Source organism: Thermococcus sp. AM4 (assembly GCF_000151205.2).
GTDB lineage: Archaea > Methanobacteriota_B > Thermococci > Thermococcales > Thermococcaceae > Thermococcus.
On the sequence record NC_016051.1, the window covers coordinates 1,763,119 to 1,780,498 of the forward strand.

At 52.5% G+C, this 17,380-nt stretch carries 20 protein-coding genes and 1 other RNA gene; 15 read left to right on the forward strand and 6 right to left on the reverse strand.

The genetic code is table 11. From position 1 onward, the window contains the following. The first annotated feature begins 126 nt into the window (after positions 1-126). The 5 genes from TAM4_RS09730 to TAM4_RS09750 are packed head-to-tail and all read left to right on the forward strand — an operon-like array spanning position 127 to position 3,007. Positions 127-1,029 (forward strand): hypothetical protein, encoded by a 903-nt coding sequence (locus TAM4_RS09730; RefSeq protein ID WP_014123055.1) that lies wholly within the window; start codon positions 127-129, stop codon positions 1,027-1,029. Next, entirely contained in the window at positions 1,026-1,511 is a 486-nt protein-coding gene (locus TAM4_RS09735) for a hypothetical protein (protein WP_148258694.1), read from the forward strand. The genes TAM4_RS09730 and TAM4_RS09735 overlap by 4 nt, the downstream gene beginning before the upstream one ends. A gap of 5 nt (positions 1,512-1,516) precedes the next feature. Further along, positions 1,517-1,807: a hypothetical protein gene (locus TAM4_RS09740; RefSeq protein WP_148258695.1), complete on the forward strand. Its 291-nt coding sequence runs from the start codon at positions 1,517-1,519 to the stop codon at positions 1,805-1,807. Continuing rightward, entirely contained in the window at positions 1,804-2,226 is a 423-nt protein-coding gene (locus TAM4_RS09745) for a hypothetical protein (protein WP_048150616.1), read from the forward strand. The genes TAM4_RS09740 and TAM4_RS09745 overlap by 4 nt, the downstream gene beginning before the upstream one ends. A 25-nt stretch (positions 2,227-2,251) precedes the next feature. After that, the gene (locus TAM4_RS09750; RefSeq protein WP_237702088.1) at positions 2,252-3,007 is read left to right on the forward strand and encodes an ATP-binding cassette domain-containing protein; all 756 of its coding nucleotides are present in this window, start codon (positions 2,252-2,254) and stop codon (positions 3,005-3,007) included. On the opposite strand, the gene queC is transcribed toward TAM4_RS09750, so the two are convergent. The 6 genes from queC to ffs all read right to left on the reverse strand — a co-directional run bounded on the left by queC (position 3,004) and on the right by ffs (position 6,734). Then, positions 3,004-3,723, reverse strand: a complete 720-nt coding sequence (gene queC, locus TAM4_RS09755; RefSeq protein ID WP_014123057.1) for a 7-cyano-7-deazaguanine synthase QueC — start codon at positions 3,721-3,723, stop codon at positions 3,004-3,006. The two genes, TAM4_RS09750 and queC, sit on opposite strands and share 4 nt — an antisense overlap. After that, the gene (locus tag TAM4_RS09760) at positions 3,720-4,130 is read right to left on the reverse strand and encodes a PIN domain-containing protein (RefSeq protein WP_014123058.1); all 411 of its coding nucleotides are present in this window, start codon (positions 4,128-4,130) and stop codon (positions 3,720-3,722) included. The genes queC and TAM4_RS09760 overlap by 4 nt, the downstream gene beginning before the upstream one ends. After that, positions 4,118-4,354 (reverse strand): AbrB/MazE/SpoVT family DNA-binding domain-containing protein, encoded by a 237-nt coding sequence (locus tag TAM4_RS09765; RefSeq protein ID WP_014123059.1) that lies wholly within the window; start codon positions 4,352-4,354, stop codon positions 4,118-4,120. Before TAM4_RS09765 ends, TAM4_RS09760 begins: the two co-directional genes overlap by 13 nt. 83 nt (positions 4,355-4,437) lie before the next feature. Continuing rightward, entirely contained in the window at positions 4,438-5,340 is a 903-nt protein-coding gene (locus TAM4_RS09770; RefSeq protein ID WP_014123060.1) for a dihydroorotate dehydrogenase, read from the reverse strand. A gap of 34 nt (positions 5,341-5,374) precedes the next feature. Beyond that, the gene (locus TAM4_RS09775; RefSeq protein WP_014123061.1) at positions 5,375-6,373 is read right to left on the reverse strand and encodes a pyridoxal-phosphate dependent enzyme; all 999 of its coding nucleotides are present in this window, start codon (positions 6,371-6,373) and stop codon (positions 5,375-5,377) included. A 47-nt stretch (positions 6,374-6,420) separates the two neighbouring features. Beyond that, positions 6,421-6,734: signal recognition particle sRNA (ffs, locus tag TAM4_RS11635), an RNA gene on the reverse strand. Positions 6,735-6,830: 96 nt separating this feature from the next. Between ffs and TAM4_RS09780 the strand changes: the two genes are divergently transcribed. From TAM4_RS09780 to TAM4_RS11700, 10 genes are all read left to right on the forward strand, one after another. After that, entirely contained in the window at positions 6,831-8,276 is a 1,446-nt protein-coding gene (locus tag TAM4_RS09780; RefSeq protein ID WP_014123062.1) for a hypothetical protein, read from the forward strand. Between the two features lie 321 nt (positions 8,277-8,597). Then, positions 8,598-10,037, forward strand: coding sequence for an FAD-dependent oxidoreductase (locus tag TAM4_RS09785; RefSeq protein WP_014123063.1), 1,440 nt, complete (start codon positions 8,598-8,600; stop codon positions 10,035-10,037). Beyond that, a complete protein-coding gene (locus TAM4_RS09790; RefSeq protein ID WP_014123064.1) occupies positions 10,034-10,543 on the forward strand; it encodes a 4Fe-4S dicluster domain-containing protein in 510 nt (169 codons plus the stop codon). Before TAM4_RS09785 ends, TAM4_RS09790 begins: the two co-directional genes overlap by 4 nt. Before the next feature lies 1 nt (position 10,544). Next, positions 10,545-10,817, forward strand: a complete 273-nt coding sequence (locus TAM4_RS09795) for a (2Fe-2S)-binding protein (RefSeq protein ID WP_014123065.1) — start codon at positions 10,545-10,547, stop codon at positions 10,815-10,817. Next, positions 10,810-11,976, forward strand: a complete 1,167-nt coding sequence (locus TAM4_RS09800; RefSeq protein ID WP_014123066.1) for an FAD-binding oxidoreductase — start codon at positions 10,810-10,812, stop codon at positions 11,974-11,976. The genes TAM4_RS09795 and TAM4_RS09800 overlap by 8 nt, the downstream gene beginning before the upstream one ends. An 84-nt stretch (positions 11,977-12,060) precedes the next feature. Further along, a complete protein-coding gene (pyrH, locus tag TAM4_RS09805; RefSeq protein WP_048150627.1) occupies positions 12,061-12,738 on the forward strand; it encodes a UMP kinase in 678 nt (225 codons plus the stop codon). 80 nt (positions 12,739-12,818) lie between these two features. Next, positions 12,819-14,927, forward strand: a complete 2,109-nt coding sequence (locus TAM4_RS09810) for a potassium channel family protein (RefSeq protein ID WP_014123068.1) — start codon at positions 12,819-12,821, stop codon at positions 14,925-14,927. 111 nt (positions 14,928-15,038) lie between these two features. Next, positions 15,039-16,358 (forward strand): NAD(P)/FAD-dependent oxidoreductase, encoded by a 1,320-nt coding sequence (locus TAM4_RS09815; protein ID WP_014123069.1) that lies wholly within the window; start codon positions 15,039-15,041, stop codon positions 16,356-16,358. A 111-nt stretch (positions 16,359-16,469) separates the two neighbouring features. After that, a complete protein-coding gene (locus tag TAM4_RS09820) occupies positions 16,470-17,189 on the forward strand; it encodes a hypothetical protein (RefSeq protein ID WP_048150631.1) in 720 nt (239 codons plus the stop codon). Continuing rightward, positions 17,186-17,374: a hypothetical protein gene (locus TAM4_RS11700; protein WP_148258696.1), complete on the forward strand. Its 189-nt coding sequence runs from the start codon at positions 17,186-17,188 to the stop codon at positions 17,372-17,374. Before TAM4_RS09820 ends, TAM4_RS11700 begins: the two co-directional genes overlap by 4 nt. Positions 17,375-17,380 lie beyond the last annotated feature (6 nt).

Below are 17,380 nucleotides of genomic sequence, written 5' to 3' on the forward strand. Positions count from 1 at the left end.
GGTGTTTCTCTCATCGTATTCACGGGTTGTATCCATAAACCTTTTAAGTACCTAACATCGTAAGTTCCACAAAACTAGAGAGAATGCAAGGCCAACTGTTTATATGCGTGGTAGTAGGTGAGGCCCATGGCGGCAAGCTGGAAAAATGGTGCTGTTCTTGTCATTTTGATGTTGATTTTCATGTCTATCACATTATCTTGGGTAGGAAGCGTCTCTGCTCAGTATAGTACCCCAAGACGTTCGGGAGTGTCCCCACTGTATAACGTTAGTGTCACTCTCCTCCACTGGAATGGAACCGGGTATTTGCCAGTTATAAAACCCGGCACTGGGGATTTAATCATTGCGAGCGTTGGTTATAAAGCCGTGGTGACGAATGTAACCTTTCTTAAAGATTCCCCCTTTTCCTGCACAATAAACGTCACCTACCGGGTAACGACAGCTTTCGGTATTGACGTTCCCATCAATAAGACTCTCTCCCGGGTCTTTGAAGTGGATAAGAAGACTAACTCAATAATCCTCAACGGGACCGCGGTATTCTTTCCTTTTTACGTGTGCAATAAGACTCTCAAGTATACGTATCATTTCAACGAGAGCATTACTGCCAAAAAATTTGCTGACGAGATAGTATGGCGGAACGTCAGCGTTGATGAGTCCATTATGAACCTAACGTTCGGACCGATCTACTCACTGAAAGGAAAAGACGTTCCAGGTTACCTCTGCTCAAAGGTTGACGTTGAGGCCAGAAAGTGCGTCGGCTTCGAGCCCTATCCGTCTCCGGTTTTGGACGTCAACTTTGTGGGCAACTATCCCATCGGCGTTTATGGAACGTACCCGAGTGACCCTTTGGGTATCATTCATGGGCCCGTCGAGATCACCGTGGGCCTTATAAAATCCGGAAGCAACGCTAGGCTTCTCAATGCAAAGCCGGTGAATACCTCAGGTAAAGAGGATTCGAGTGCACTTCCTTACATTGGCGGTATCCTCATCGCTGCCGTCGTGGGGATGGGCCTTTGGAGGGGCAGGCGATGAAATGGCTGGGAAGGAGGTTGACTTCAGACCTGGGGGTCATTCTTCTCATGATTCTCTCACCCGCCCTCGTCTACTACGGGATGTGGAGAACGATCAGCTCTTCTTGGCCCCTGGACATTAGCTCAAATGAGAGACTCGTTCCCTGTGGCAACACAAACATTCCGGAAAACGTCATTTCCAGCGCTAATGCATTCTTCACCAAGCTCTCCAGCCTGCAGGAGGGAGCTTTTTCCAGTGCTCTTCACTGGGGGCTCTTCGCAGTGTTCTTCCTTTCCGGAGCTTTCGTTGTGTACTCCTTTGGTAGGGCGATCTCCACCGGTGATATTATCAATATAATTCCACTCCTTGGGTCCAAGGGAGGGCCTTTATTGAGTATTTCAAGATTTTCTTGCTCTACGCCCTTTTCCTCTCCAGCACTTTGGCCTTCTCTTCTGCGTTATTATTTGATACGTATGCCCTTCCTGCTGAGCCTAAAGTTGTGATCTCAGTGTTCGTTGCATTTTTTGGATCCTCCTTGTGGGGGATTTCTTTCTCTATGCTGACTCTTTCTGCACTTAGGGAGCATGCGTCAGCGCTCCTTTCCCTAATCGGGGTAGTTTTACTAGCGTCTTCAGGTGGCAATATCGAAACTGTGCTGATGCCTTATGACCAGGTGTTTCTCTGGATTTTCTCGGGCTTCAGGGCAACTCCCAGTAAGTACGCCGTTTTGGGAGTCCTTCTCTCTGCGTTGGGTCTTTTAGCTGCTTACCTAGTATTTGAAAGGAGGGATATTGGATGAAAATTACGATTTTCAGAATCATCATGTTTTCGTACCTGCTTCTTTCCCTAGTCGTGTTGGTTACATACAGTCAGGCTATGAAACCGTATAAGGTGACATGGGAGGGCCAGCACATCAGTATTAGAGGCGCGTGTAGGGCAATAAAGAAGCCTGTGCCTCTGCACACTCTGGGGACTTACAAAGTGGATGCACCAAATGGTTCAGTAATAATAACCCGTGAAGGGATCTCAACAAATCCTGAGGAACTTAACCTCAAGCTTAGGGGGATCTACTTTTACTACATCGGTCCCTTGAACCAGAGCGTAGTGCTTAGGCTCACCCCACAGCCGAGAACTGATCGGTTGGCTTTGTACCTAGGTTTGACCCTTGTGGGGGGTGTAAGCGTTGCACTCGCTTTTAGAATGCTCGGGTTTGAGTAAAACATACGGACGTGGAAGAAGTGCCGTGAAGGCCCTTGATAACGTTAGCTTTACACTTACAGAGGGCATCTCCTACATTCTTGGGCCCAACGGGAGCGGAAAGAGCACGCTGATAAAGATACTCGCCGGACTGATACGGCAGGATTCAGGGGATGTAAAAATCAAAGGTGTGCCCCTCGGGGAATACCCCTCTAAACAGGTGGGTTTTGCGTTTGAAAGACCGGTGATCCATCCGCGACTTGTTGTTGGCGAGCACATAAGGGACGTTGCAACATATCGCGGAGAGGACAACAGTGATGATCTAATTCAAATCTTTGGGCTTGATGAAGTTAAAAATAAGAGATTCGGGGAACTGTCTATGGGGTACAAACGGCGTTTCCTCGTTGCCTTGGCCTTTGCAGGATTTCCGGACGTTGTTTTTCTTGATGAACCCTTCAGCAACGTTGACATTGTGGCAAAGATGGAGATAATGGACGGGATAAAAACCCTGAGGAAGAAACACAATATCAGCGTGGTCATAGTCTCCCACGTCTTCGATAACATTCCTGAGATAGACTCCTTGGTGGTTCTCTACGGGGGCAGGGTGATTGCGAATCCAATTGGAAAAGAGATACGGCTTCTCAGGAAGATCAGGTTTGTCTTTTCAGATGAAGTCGTTGAAAACAATATTAAAAGGGCCGTTGAGCTTATACGTGCTGGAAAAGATCCTAAGGTGGTTGAGTGCATAGGGGTGGAGGAGGGAATAATGGAACTCCTGAAGAAGAAATCTAACGAGACCTAAATCTTCGGCTCCACCGCGTAAACGGTCCTGTCCTCTCCTATGCCCTCAATGAGACCGCGGTGTCTTCTGACACAGCTCTCGCACTGGCCGCAGTGTATCGGTTTGCCGTCCTCGGTGAAGCCCTTCGGCATGTAGCAGGAGTTGGAGTACTCGTACTTGGCGTTCAGCTCCTTAAGGAGCCTCGCTATGCCCCTCTTGTCGAGGTCTATGAGTGGAGCGACGACCTTCACCTCGGCCATTGTTCCGTACTTCAGCATCTCGTTCATCTTCTCGACGAACTCGGGCGTGTTGTCCGGGAAGGTTGCTCCTTCTTCCGCGTTGAAGCCGACTATTATATCCCCACCTCCGAGTGCATCGAGGAGAGAAGCGGCAACCGCTATCAAAACCACGTTACGAGCGGGAACCCAGACGCTTTTGGCCGTCTCCTTCGCCCTCTCGAAGTCCTCAAGCTCCTGAGCGGTTACCTTCGGCGTCTCTCCACCGACGAGCGTCGTTCCGCGAAGCTTTGAGAACTCCTCAAGGAAGTCAAGGCGAACTATCTTCAGCGGAACGTTCAGCTCCTTCGAGAAGAACTCCGCAACTCTGTTCGTAACGCGCTCCTCGTTGCTCCCGTAGTTGATGACGAGCATTATGACCTCGTCGTAGTTCTTCTTCGCCCAGTAGAGGCAGGCCGTTGAGTCGAGTCCACCGGAAAACAGCACCACCGCGCGCTTCATTCCAACACCTCCGGGATGGTTTTAATCCCAACTTTCCGTGCACGGTTTCTAAGCTTTTTGTCGTAGCTCGCGAGGGTTCCGACTTCCTTGGCTATCGCGAGGATTACGGAGTCGTTGTAGTGCTTGAGACCGAGGTTTCCGAAGAGCTCGAAGGCCGAGAGTAGATACCCCCTGTCGTCCGCGAGGGCAACCCTTTCGTTAAGGAGGATTTTGGAGAGCGTTCTTTCGGCTTCCTGTGGAGAGGCCCCTGCAACGGCGAGATTCCAAACGAATTCGTACACCACGATTGTCGGCAAGACGATTCTGTCCAGAGAATTTATAATGTCCCTCGCCTCTTCGTATCTCTCGGAGCTCCTGTTAACGGAGTAAAGGAGCACGTTCGTGTCAACTACCGCTACCCCTCCCATCTGGACGCCTCCTTGAGCATCTTTTCGGTGTTCTCCTCAATTTCCTCGGGCGTGAAATCTCTGCCGAGGTCAATGCTCGGCCACTCCACCTCGGCTTTTCTTATGACTATCTCGTCTCCCCTCAGCTCGACGGTGAGGTATTCGCCCTGCTTTATGCCCAAAGCTTTTCTAATCTCTGCCGGAATCGTTATCTGGTAGTTCCGGGTTACCTTCGTTACAGGCATAGTAGTTCACCGTAGTATAGTAGGTTTTTCTCCTATAAAGCTCTTCTGGCCAGAAGGAGTATGGGACAAAACAGGATAAAACCTCACTCAAGGGCGAGGCCAACTATCTCATCCACGCTCGAAAAGCCCTCGCCCTCGAGGTAGGCTTCGATGCCCTCTTTGATTTCCCTGAAGACCTTCCAGCCCCTGAGCGAGACCGCCGTTCCAATCTGAAGCGCTGAGGCCCCGGCCAGGAGAAACTCAACGGCGTCCTGCCACGTTGTTATTCCGCCGATGCCTATCACCGGAACCTCAAGGGCTTTCGCGAGGTCGTAAACCGCTCTGAGCGCGACGGGCTTAACACCGGGTCCGGAGTAACCGCCGACGCGGTTGCTGAGGATTGGTTTCCTTGCGTAGATGTCAATGGCAACGGCCTTGAGGGTGTTTATCGCCGAGACGGCATCTGCACCGGCCTTCTCAGCCGCCAAGCCGAGCTTCGTGATGTCATCTATGTTCGGCGTCAGCTTCGCAATAACCGGCTTATCGGTGGCGTCCTTGACGGCTTTCACAACCTCGTAGACGTTCTCCGGCTTCTGGCCGATTTCCATGCCGTAGCCTTTGGCGTGGGGACAGCTGAGGTTCAGCTCGAAGGCATCAGCAACGTCACTCAGCTTTTGGGCTAAGAAGGCGAACTCCTCAGGCGTTCCCCCGAAAATCGAGACTATCAGCGGGAAGTCAAAGGTGTAGCCCTCAACCATCTCAAGGAAGCCCTTCCATCCGGGGTTCGGCAGGCCCATCGCGTTTATCAAGCCGCAGGGAAGCTCGACGATTGTGGGGTTGTCGTAGCCCTTCCTCGGCTCGATTCCGATTGATTTTGTAACGACTCCTCCAGCACCTTCCTCGTGCGCTCGAATCCACTGCTCCGGAACCTTGTCGTTGATTCCCGATGCGAGAATGAGCGGGTTCTCGAACCTCAGTCCAAAAAGCTCGACCTCAAGGCTCGCCATCTTGACACCTCAAAGTCAAAAAGAGGGAGGAACTTTAAGCCTTTTGGATTAGTTTGAGCATCTCCTCGCCGTAGTGGAAGACCCCCGGGAAGCCGCCGGTGTGGATGAAGAGCACGGTTTCGCTGAGTTCTCCCCTCTCGGCCAGCTTCATGAGGCCGTAGAAGGCCTTTCCGGTGTAGACCGGGTCGAGGATTATCCCCTCGCTCGTGCCGACGAACCTTATGAGCTCCGCAACTTCCTTCACTATCTTTCCATATGCTCCGAAGCCGTAGTCGTGGATTTCCGGCTCAGGGACTTCAACGGTAACTCCGATTAGCTCCGACGCCTCAAGGGCGAGTTTCTTCACGCGCTCTCCCAGGCCTTCAACGAAGCCGCCGACGTCCATGCCGACGACCTTCCATGGAGCTCTCACGAGGGCCGAGCCGAGGAGCAGGCCTGCCAGGGTTCCCCCACTGCCGACGGCGTCAACGACCGAGTCGAACTCAACGCCAAGCCTTTTCATCTGTGTGTGGATTTCTCCAACGGCCCTCACGTAGCCGAGCGTTCCAACGGGAGAGGCCCCGCCTGCGGGAATGAGGTAGGGTTTCTTTCCCTCTTTCTTCAGCTCTTCGGCAACCTCCTTGGCAATCGGCCACAGCTCGCTCGTCTTCTCGACGCTGTAAACTCTCGTCTCGATTCCCATGAGCTTGTCGAGGAGGTAATTGCCCTTGAGCTCTTTCTTTCCCCTTAGAACGAGAACGGCATCTAATCCGAGGCTCTTGGCAGCGAGAGCGGTAACGAACGCGTGGTTGGAGTGGACGGCACCGGTTGTTATGACCGTGTCGCAACCTTTGGCTATCGCGTCGCCGAGCAGGAACTCGAGCTTTCTGACCTTGTTTCCGCCGATTCCGAAGCCGGTCAAGTCGTCGCGCTTGACGTAGACGTCAACGCCGAGCCTTTCGCTGACCTTCGGGAGGTACTGAATCGGGGTCTCCCACTTTATCAGCTCAACCCTCGGGAACCTCGCGAGAAGCGAACCTATCTTTGGGTGCATCGGAACCACCGTTGAGATTTGGGTAGAAACGTTCAAAAGTTTAGCGGCGGCGGGCGCGCCCGGGGGTGGGAACCCTCCACCGCGCCCCTCCACCGGGGCTCCCTCACCCCCGCTACCCCGGGAGCGCCGAACGTCCCGCCTACCGCTGCTCCCTTCCGGGCCTGGCGGGGTTCGGCGGGCAAAGGGCGTTAGCCCGGCCCTCCAGCCGGACCTCGCCCACCGCCGGCCCCCCGGGACGAGGGCTCATCGTTACACCCCGGCTTCGGGGCGCGGTTTTGGGAACCGCCCCCCGGGCTTCGGCCCCGGCATATCGGCGGTTTCCGGTTACAGGGGACGCCGAACCCCCCGGCCTAGCCCGCCGCCAACGTTAGTTTCAAGGCTGGATATATAAAGGTTTGGTAGGCGTGGATACCGAAAACCTCTTATTTTGAGAGGTTGTGGTAATGGGGGTGGTATTATGAAAAGGATGTTGCCCTTCATAATTGCACTTATTCTCTCATCGCTGGCTGTTCCGGTGGTTAATGCCGAGAGCAACCCCTGGTGGGCGAAGAGCTACGGCGGTAAGTACGGGGATTTTGCCAGTGCAGCTGCCGTTGCTCCAAACGGAGACATTATCATTGCTGGGGGCACTGACAGCTTCGGTGCTGGCTCTGCTGATGTTTGGGTTCTTAGACTTGATCGTGAGGGCGATGTGAAGTGGAGTAAGACCTATGGTGGATTGGGTAATGATTATGCCACCGCCCTCGTCGTTGCCCCAAACGGAGACATCGTTATCGCCGGGAATACCAAAAGCTTTGGTGCTGGAAGTTATGACGTTTGGGTTCTTCGGCTTGATGCCAATGGTAATGTGAAGTGGAGTAAGACTTACGGTGCCTCTGGGTGGGATGAGGCCAAAGCCGTTGCCATTGCACCAAACGGAGACATAATCGTGGCTGGTTACATGGACGGCGACGTATGGGTTCTTCGTTTGGACGAGAATGGAAACGTAAAATGGCAAAAAACCTATGGGGGGAGTGATGAGGAAGAGGCCTACGCGATCGCTCCGACTCGAGACGGAGGTATCGTTGTAGTGGGCTATACCTACAGCTTTGGCGCGGGTGCTCCCTTTTATTCTAACGTCTGGGTCCTCCGCTTGGATGAAAACGGTGATGTAAAGTGGCAGAAAACCTATGGCGGGTTTAAAGACGATAGGGCTTCTACAGTTGCGGTAACTAAGAACGGAGACATCGTTGTGGCGGGATACACCGAAAGTTTTGGTTCCGGAGGGGAGGATGTTTGGGTCCTTCTGCTCGATAGAGATGGGAACGTTAAGTGGCAGAAGACTTACGGTGGGAATGGCAATGAGGAGGCTCACGGGGCTGTGATTGAGGGGAGTGGGGATATCATCATTGTAGGTGGTACTGAAAGCTTTGGTTCTGGCAGTTATGACGTTTGGGTTCTCCGGCTTGGTACCGACGGTAATGTAGAATGGCAGAAGACTTACGGGGGGTCCAGCAGTGATTGGGCCCATGCAGTTGCTATCGCACCCGAGGGAGACGTTGCGGTCGTGGGCTGGACTATGAGCTTTGGCGCCGGTCGTGGGGACGCTTGGGTTCTCAGTCTTACTCCCGGAGGGGCCGGCTTTTCGTGGTTTAAGTCGAGTTTCTGGTTCTCCAGTGAAAGTTCAAACGCTCGAGTAATGGACACCGATGCTCAAATCGAAACTTCTAGTGCTCTGGAAAGTATCCCAAGCATTGAGGTCAAACAATCCAAAGCTGAAGTTTTAAGCGAAGGGCCAGTGGTGGAAACACAGTATCCCTCCAATGAAAGGGTTCTGGCAATTTTAGTATTCGGCATTGGCGGTGTAATGGTGGTGACTCTTTACAGGGCTCGCAAGAGAAAGAGACCCCACCCAGAGGACTAAAACATCTTGAGTTTACAGAGAGGATCGATAAAGCTCCCCAGCTGAGCTGCTCCATACTAGCGGGGGAAAAGTATGAAATTTTGGTTTTTTGTTTTTACCCAACTCACCTCAAGGTGGTTGGCAATCTCTGATATGTAGGGTTGCTAAACCCGAATGGGAACCGTCAGAGTTCCGGAACTGTGAGAAGTGAGTCACGTGCATTCCCGAATAAGACCCGAACTTTCTCTCTGTACCTCTCGTCTTGAAAACCAAAGGTTGCCCACCATCGGATTGAAAAATTTTCATAAGCCTGAGAGAGCATTCGCTCACAGGTGACGCTTAATGCGCCTCAATGAACATCCTGTTCTCAGGTTTGAACGTGGTAGGGAGGTTACAATATACTTCGAAGGAAAACCAATCAAAGCCTACGAGGGCGAGACGATAGCGACAGCTTTGCACGCCGCGGGAATCAGGGTCCTCAACTACTCACCGAACGAAAAGCGCCCGAGGGGCCTCTTCTGCGCCATCGGCAAGTGTTCCTCCTGTCTGATGGTCGTCAACGGGATTCCAAACGTCAGGACGTGCATAACCCTCGTCGAGGACGGCATGAGGATAGAGCGCCAGCACGGAAGGTCCAAGCTCCCCACGAAGGCCAAGCCACCGGAATTCAAAGATGCGAAGGTCGTTAGGGCGGACATCATAGTAATAGGCGGCGGCCCCGCTGGGCTGATGGCGGCAATCCACGCATCGAGAGCCGGGGCCAAGGTCGTTCTCATAGACGAGAACCACATGCTCGGCGGCCAGCTCGTCAAGCAGACACACAAGTTCTTCGGAAAGCGCGAGCAGTTCGCGGGAGTCAGGGGAGTGGAAATCGCGAGAATCCTCGAGGAGGAGCTGAGGAAGAGCGAGAACGTCGAAGTCTTCATCGAAACCTCTGCCGTCGGCATCTTCCAGGAGGGCGAAGAGAAGCTCGTCCTGGCGGTCAGAAAGGAGCGCGAGCTGATAGAGTTCAGGGGAAGGGCAGTTATCGTCGCCACCGGCGCGATGGAGAGGATGATTCCCTTCGAGAACAACGACTTGCCCGGGGTTTACGGCGCTGGTGCAATCCAGACGCTCATGAACACCTACGGCGTCAAGCCCGGAGACAGGGTTCTCATCGTTGGGGCCGGAAACGTGGGGCTTATCCTCGCCTACCAGCTCATCCAGGCCGGCGTCGAGGTGAAGGCGATAGTAGAGGCCATGCCCAAAGTCGGCGGCTACTTTGTCCACGCGGCGAAGGTCAGAAGGCTTGGAGTTCCGATACTCACGAGGCACACAATCCTCCGCGCCGAAGGAAGGGAAAAGGTCGAAAGAGCCGTTGTGGCCCAGCTCGACGAGAACTGGAGGCCGATTCCGGGAACCGAGAAGACCTTCGAGGTCGACGTCATAGCGCTCTCAGTTGGTCTGAGGCCCAGCATTGAACTGCTCCACCAGGCCGGCTGTCAGATAAAGTACGTCCGCGAGCTGGGAGGCCACGTGGCGGTTCGCGACGAATGGATGGAAACGACCGTTCGGGGAATCTTCGTTGCGGGAGATTCGGCCGGGATTGAGGAGGCAACCACCGCGATGCTCGAGGGCAAGATAGCGGGAATAGGGGCAGCGCTGAGGCTCGGAATAGCGGACGAGAGCTGGATTGGGGAGATAGAGAAGGCCCAGCGCGACCTCGACGAGTTCCGCTCCGGGCCCTTCGGCAGGCACGTGGTGGAGGGAATTAGGAAAATACTCGCGGAGGCGAGAGCATGAACGAGATTCCCGCTTACCTTCAGAGGGGATACATAACCCCCGAGGAGCTGTTCTCGATAATCCCGAAGCCGAGCGAGGATAGGCTCAGGAAGAGGCCTGTCGCAGTTCCCGAGTGCCCGCAGGAGATACCCTGCGCCCCGTGCAGGGAGATATGCCCGACGGGCGCGATAAACATGCCCACCCCGAACGACCTGCCGATTGTCGACTACGACAAGTGCATCGGTTGCTCCCTCTGCGTCCAAATCTGTCCAGGTCTGGCGTTCTTCATGGTGCACTACGTCGGCGACAAAGCGCGCATAACGATGCCCCACGAGCTTCTTCCGGTTCCCGAGAAGGGAGAGGAGGTCGTTCTTCTCAACAGGGTCGGCGAGCCGGTCGGTAAGGGGAAGGTAATCACCGTCGTCCCGAGGGAGAAGAGCAAAGGAGACACGCCGATAATCGTCGTCGAGGTGCCGATTGAGCTGGCATGGGATGTTCGGGCGGTTAGGGTTGAACGGAGGGGATGACATGACCGGAAAGAAAATCGTCTGCCGCTGTAACGACATAACGGTTGAAGACGTCGAGAGACTCATAGATTCAGGCGTCACGGACATCGAGGAGATTAAGAGGCTCCTCCGCGTCGGCATGGGGCCGTGCCAGGGGAGGACGTGCATTCCAATCGTAATCTCAATCCTCGCGAGGAAGACCGGGAAGAGGCCCGAGGAGATACCGCTTCCGAAGGCGAGGGTCCCGATTCGGCCGGTCCGCGTAGAGGTCATCGTGGGTGGTGCCGATGAGTAGAATCGCGGTAATCGGAGGCGGAATAATCGGGGTCGCCACGGCCTACGAGCTGGCCAGGCTCGGTGAGGAGGTTATTCTCTTTGAGAAGAACTACTTCGGCTCAGGCTCCACCTTCCGCTGTGCCACTGGAATACGCGCCCAGTTCACGGATGAAGCCAATATCAAGCTCATGAAGCACTCGGTCGAGCGCTGGGAGAAACTTGAGGAGGAGCTTGGGGCGGATATAGGCTTCAACCAGACCGGCTACCTGTTCTTAGCGACGAGCGAAGAAGAAGTTGAGGCGTTCAAGGCCAACATAAAATTGCAAAACCGCTTCGGCGTCCCGACGAGGCTCATCGACATGGATGAGGCGAAGGAGGTAGTGCCCATCCTCAACACCGAGCCGTTTTTGGCGGGAGCGTGGAACCCGAAGGACGCCAAGGCGAACCCCTTCAAGACGCTCTTCGCCTATCTGCAGAAAGCGAGGGAGCTTGGCGTTGACGCGCGCGAGCACACTGAAGTAGTTGGACTTGAGCGCGAGGGAGACACTATAACCGCTGTAAAGTTCAGGAGCAACGGGAAAGTTAAGAGCGTTAAGGTTGACGCTGTTCTAAATGCCTCCAACGCCTGGGCGCCCCTAATCAACGAAATGGCCGGCTTAAAGCGCGACCTCGTCCCGATTAAGGCCTACAAGCACCAGCTCGTCAAAACGGAACCGCTTGAGAGGGGACAGGCCGAGCCTTTGGTGTGCCCGCCAGCTTGGGAAGACGCCTACATAATCCAGGACGGCGAGGACGGCGGAATCATCTGCGGTGCGGGGATAGAGCACGAGGCAAAGAGCTTGGAAGACGTTGAGCCGACCTACGACTTCCTGCGCGGGGTCCTCCGCTACGCCGTGAGAATCGCCCCTCCGCTCCGCTACGCCCACGTTGTGAGGCAGTGGGCCGGCTTCTACGCCAAAACTCCCGACAGCAACCCTGCAATCGGGAAGCTTTTGGACAACTTCTACATTGCGGCGGGCTTCTCTGGACACGGCTTCATGATGGCGCCGGCCGTTGCCCAGGCCATGGCCGAGCTAATCTCGAAGGGCCGTTCTAAGGTTCCCTTGGACTGGGAGTGGTACGACCCGTATCGCTTCGAGCGCGGTGAGCTGAGAAGCTCGGCGTTCCAGATTGGGTGAGCCTTTCTCCCGGCTTTCCCTTTTAACATCCCTCCGTCAAGAAAAAGGTTATAAATCGAGCCGATTAGCACCGTGAGGGTCGTCATGAGAATCGTCTTCGACATAGGTGGCTCTGTTCTCGTTCCCGAAGACCCGGACGTCGAGTTCATCAAGGCGATAGCGTACGAGCTCATCAAGATAAGCGAGGACCACGAGGTGGCGGTTGTTGTCGGCGGTGGAAAGGTAGCGCGCAAATACATCAAGGCCGCGAAGACCTTCACGCCCAACGAGACCTTCAAGGACTACATAGGAATCCACATCACGAGGGCGAACGCGATGCTCCTCATAGCGGCGCTCGGCGAGAAGGCCTATCCCTTCGTCATTCAGGACTTCCGTAAGGCGTGGGAGGTCATACAGCTCAAGAAGATACCGATAATGGGCGGAACTCATCCGGGCCACACGACCGATGCCGTCTCGGCCCTCCTCGCGGAGTACCTCCAGGCCGACCTTCTTGTCGTCGTAACCAACGTGGACGGCGTCTACGACTCCGACCCGAGGAAGAACCCGAACGCGAAGAAGCTCGACAGGATAACCCCTGAACAGCTCGTCGAGATTGCGATGGAGGCCGAGAGTAAAGCCGGCGGAAGCGGTGTCGTCGATGCTTTGGCGGCAAAGTTCATCCAGCGCGGGCGGATAAGGACCTACATCGTCGGCAAGAAGGACGCCTATCACCTCTTCGACGTCGTGAGAGGAAAGCACAGCGGGACTGTAGTGGAGCCTTGAAGTCTTTCTTTTGATTTTGGTTGTTGACTAATTTCATCGAACCAAAAAGCTTTTATTGTTAAGTCGAGTAACATGCAATCATGTGCAAGATGGCGCACTTTGGGAACTGCGACCCTGAAACTGCCGACCAAGAGTACTGCATTTTTCACAAGCCGAACAAGAGTGAGGAGGAAGCAGTTGAGTTCTACCGGAAGTTTTTGGAGAGGTTTAAACCAAGAGTTGAGGAGATTGAGGTTAATGGGAAGAAAGTGAAAAGGCTGGTTTTTGAAAAGTCAATAGATGCGAGGGGGTTTGTATTTCCAAAAACTACTGAAGTTGAATATAAAGATCCCAAAGGGAACGTCACATGGAAAGGTGAGTTCCCCTTTAGATATGCACTTTTTAAAGAAAATGTCAGTTTTGAAGAAGCTGTCTTTGAGGGAGATGCTGTATTTTACGAAACTGTTTTCGACAAGAATTTAACATTTGATAGAGCACAATTCAATGGAAAAGATGGGACATTCATTTCGGACTTTCTTCTTAAGGATCCAGGTGATCCATTAGGAAATTTAATGTTAGCTCTGTATTTTGAAAGAATCGATGAGATAGCATATGGTGCAAACTTCAATGGTGCAAAGTTTAATGGGCACGTATTATTTAAGAAAACAGTATTCAATACTTCTGCTCTTTTTGATTTTGCTGAGTTTAAAGAGAAAGTATTGTTTGAAGATGTTTTGTTTAATAGAATCACTTCGTTTAATGGAGTGAAGTTTAGTGGAAACTATTCTTTAGCAATTCCAGTTGGTACTGATGGAACACCTTATGAAATGATTTGGAAGATAAGTCCAGTTGTATTTAAGAATGTGATATTTAAAAGAAAGGTATATTTTGGAGAGACTCAGTTTAAGGGTGTAGTGTTTCAGAATACGCAATTCAAAGGAAAAACAGTGTTTATTGGCGCTAACTTTGTAGGCAAATATGCATTATTCTTAAAGACAGAATTTTCAAAGCCTGTTTGGTTTAAAAATGCTATATTTAAAATCCAGATAGGAACCTCTGAACTTTCTAAAGTAGGATTTGAGCTTGTTCATGGACGAGTCATATTCCGAGAAGCTATTTTTAGGGGGGGTGCCCTGTTTAATGGGGTTACATTTACTGCTGAGTCTGAATTTATAGAAACAGAATTTAGAGGGGACACTAATTTCATGCATTGTACTTTTGAACGCTCTATTAATGTGTTAAAATCTAAATTTCTAGGAAAAGAAACTAGCTTTGTAAAATCAATATTTCGAGATAATGCATCCTTTGACTTTTCGAAGTTTAGAGAGGTTTTCTTCAACTTTGCTGTGTTTGAGAAGGAAGCGAGTTTCAAAAACGTAAAGTTCTATAATGAAACTCAATTTAAAGAAGTTGAGTTCAAAAAAGCAGTCGAATTTCAAGGGGCAGAATTTAAAAGCAAAACTACGTTTGAAGGTTCTGTCTTTGAGAGATTATCTGTTTTTGTTGATGAAAACTTAACTTTAGAGGAGCCGGCACCTAAGTTTCACGATGAGCTAAGCTTTGCTAACTGCGACTTCAGACAGGGAGCGGATTTTTTAGGAAACCTAAAAAACGAAACAAATCTCTCCAAACTCTGGGAGTTCTTCAGTTCACGTTTCTCAAATCTCCAATCAATTATAGAAGCCCTTCGTGTTCAGCGTCTAAGTTTTGAAAAAGAAGGCAAACGCGACGAAGCCGATAGAATGTTCGTCCTTGAAATGCGCGCTAAGAGAAAACTTAGAATGACACAAGCAAAAGAAAATTTTGCTAATGCTAAGGGCCTTAAGAATAAGACAAAAGCTATTCTAAACTATCTTGGGACCTGGATTAATGTACAAGTGGAAAAGATACTTGCGGATGGCGTTAGTGAATATGGCACAAACTGGAAGAAGACTCTACTAGCAAGTGCTAACGTTATTATATGGTCTGCGATTCTGTATAACATTCTAACAAATTGGCTTTCTCTGGGCAAAATATTGGAAAGTACAGGTAAACCCGTAACAGATATCCTAAATCAACTTTACTACTCCCTCGTGACCTTCACGACCCTCGGATACGGGGACATGCACCCGACGGGCTGGCTCAAGGCTTTGAGCGCCCTTGAAGCCCTGACCGGCGCCGTCTTCATGGCCCTCATCGTCGCGGTGATAGCGAGAAAGTGGATGCGCTGACGGGAAACCTTGACGTTTGTCTCCTCCCCAGCGCATTCTTTTTGAAAAGGCAACGCCATTTCCAAAGCCAACTTTTTATACCTCCGCGCCCTTCTCAAGCTGGTGGTGCTCATGAAAATCGTCGTTATCGGTTCTGGAACAGCTGGAAGCAACTTCGCCCTCTTCATGAGGAAGCTCGACAGGAAGGCGGAGATAGTTGTCATCGGGAAGGAAGGCACGATGCAGTACTCGCCATGCGCTCTACCCCACGTCATCAGCGGGACGATAGAGAAGCCCGAAGACGTCATCGTCTTCCCGAACGAGTTCTACGAAAAGCAGAAGATAAAGCTCATGCTCAACACCGAGGCGAAGGCGATAGACCGCGAGAGGAAGGTCGTAATCACCGACAAGGGCGAGGTCCCCTACGACAAGCTCGTTCTGGCAGTTGGTTCCAAAGCTTTCGTCCCGCCGATTAAAGGCGTCGGGAACGAGGGCGTCTTCACCCTCAAGAGCCTCGACGACGTGAGGAGGATTAAAGCCTACATCGCCGAGAGGAAGCCGAAGAAAGCGGTAGTCATCGGCGCGGGTCTAATTGGCCTTGAGGGAGCTGAAGCTTTTGCGAAGCTCGGAATGGAGGTTCTCGTCGTTGAGCTAATGGACCGGCTAATGCCGACGATGCTCGACAAAGACACCGCGAAGCTCGTTCAGAAGGAGATGGAAGCGAACGGCGTCTCCTTCCGCTTCGGCGTTGGGGTTAGCGAGATAATCGGCAGTCCCGTTGAGGCGGTTAGGATAGGCGACGAGAAGGTTCCGGCCAAGCTGGTTCTCGTCGCGACCGGCGTCAGGGCCAACACAGACCTCGCAAAGGAGGCGGGGCTTGAGGTTAACAGGGGAATAGTGGTCAACGAGCACCTCCAGACAAGCGACCCGGACATCTACGCGATAGGCGACTGCGCCGAGGTGATAGATGCGGTAACCGGCGAGAGAACGCTCAGCCAGCTCGGAACTTCAGCGGTCAGGATGGCAAAAGTGGCGGCGGAGCACATAGCGGGAAAGGACGTCTCTTTCAGGCCTGTCTTCAACACGGCCATAACCGAGCTCTTCGGCCTCGAGATAGGCACCTTTGGAATAACGGAGGAGAGGGCAAAGAAAGAAGGGATTGAAGTTGCCGTCGGCAAGTTCAAGGGCTCCACGAGGCCCGAGTACTACCCCGGCGGAAAGCCGATAACGGTCAAGGTTCTCTTCCGGAAGTCCGACAGAAAGCTCATAGGGGCACAGATAGTCGGCGGCGAGCGCGTCTGGGGCAGAATAATGACGCTCTCGGCCTTGGCTCAGAAGGGAGCGGCGGTAGAAGATATCGTTTACCTTGAGACCGCCTACGCCCCGCCGATAAGCCCGACGATAGACCCGATAAGCGTCGCGGCGGAGATGGCGCTGAGGAAGCTCAGGTGAGGTGTTGATCCTTTCCACTCTTTTCAGCCCCTTCCGATTACTTCATGTCTTGGCGTTAATTTTTTAACGTTCGGTTTCATGTGCAATCCGGCGTTACAGGGGGGTGATTCCATGAGAAAAGTCCCGATTATAATCGCGTTCCTCCTCGTGGTCTTGATCAGCGGCTGCCTGAGCGGGCAAACCGCTACGTCAACTCACACGTCAACTGATAATTCAACGTCTTCGACTGGGAACTCAACTTCGCTCTCCCAAACCCCGAGTATAACCTCCACACGGGAGCACTCCCCGAAGAGGTTCTCCCTCGATGACCTGCGGAGGATCGTTGAGGGCATTCACCGAGGGACGATAGAGGAGAACGAGAGCTTTATACTGGAACTGGAGGCCATCTCCAATGGTTCCCCTTCGCTCAGGCGCAACATGACGGTGTTGAGAAGGAGAAGCCTCTACGTGGATTTTGACGGGAGAGTTTTCGACATGAATTTGACAACAACTGTGCTCCCTCAGGGGCTTTCCTCGTTCGTTCGGTTTATATTCTACAACGACACTTTCTACGTGCTCATGGGAAACCAGTGGGTCGGGATACCCGCCAACGTATCAAACGCCACTCTGAGAGCTGCTATAAGGTCGATGTGGGACGAGAACGAGCTCGCCCTCATCAAGAAGTACATAGAGTACGCCCCGATCAACATGAGCTTCGAAAACGACAGTCAGGTTCTCTACTACACGCTCAACTTCAGCGATCTTAAGGACTTCATCTCACAGCTTGCCGACAACGACTCGGTGAACTTCTCCCTTGAGATACGCGATGCGACCTCAAGGTTCAGTTTATGAACGGTACTCCCGTTGGCGGTTCTACTGCCTTTACCATCGTCGCGGAGGTTCCCGTGACGGACTACACCGGCCAGTCCTACGTCCTCCGTGAAGTCGGTAGGTCGTATTCAACGTTCGTTATCAGGGACATAAACGTCAAGAAAACAGTTAAGGCACCAAACGTTCTGGGGAGTGAATACACGTAAAACTTT